The sequence below is a fragment of the Vibrio sp. 2033 genome (genome assembly GCF_033339735.1).
In genome coordinates, this window is the sequence record NZ_JAWOVC010000291.1 from 1 (window position 1) to 751 (window position 751).

The window sequence follows — 751 nt, forward strand, 5'->3', positions numbered from 1 at the left end:
AGCATGAGAAAAACGTTACTTCACAGACCACTGTGACAGTGAGCGTTTGAAGTCTGAGTAGTCAAACTCATTCAGTTTTTGAATCTCGCCGCTTGAACGCTCACAGTAAACAGAAGGCATACGTAGACCATTGAACCAGTTTAGTTTCACCATCGTGTAACCAGCGCTGTCTAGAATGTGCAGACGTTGACCAATCTCTAGTGGCTGATCAAAATTCGCCACACAGAACTGATCACCGGCAAGACATGAACACGAACCAATCACATACTCGTGCTCGCCGTTGTCAGATGCCTCTAGAATGGAGGCCGGTTCATTGTAAATCAGCGTATCAAGACGGTGTGCTTCAGTTGCAGAGTCAACAATTGCTGTCTTCTTCACGTTCTCAACGATATCGACCACAGTAACCACTAAGTCTGTCGTCTTAGTGATAATGGCTTCACCCGGCTCTAGGTACATTTGCACGCCGTGCTTCTCAGAGAATGCTTTTAACGCTAGACCTAGCTTCTCAATATCGTAACCCGGCCACGTGAAGAATACGCCGCCACCCATGCTCACCCAATCCAGCTTGTTTAGGTATTCGCCAAACTGCTCTGAAATCGCATCTAATAGGCCGATAAACGCGTCCACATCTTTGTTCTCACAATTCATATGAAACATCACGCCATCAATACCTTCAAATACTTCAGGTTTGATGTGATCAGCTTGTACACCTAAGCGAGAGAATTTGCGCGCAGGGTTTGCGAGGTCTTGA

Annotated in this window: 1 pseudogene; it reads right to left on the reverse strand. The window is 46.3% G+C overall.

Going from position 1 to position 751, the window contains the following annotated elements:
• Positions 1-15: 15 nt before the first annotated feature.
• A pseudogene (locus R7P74_RS26155) lies at positions 16-751 on the reverse strand (carboxynorspermidine decarboxylase); the annotation flags it as partial.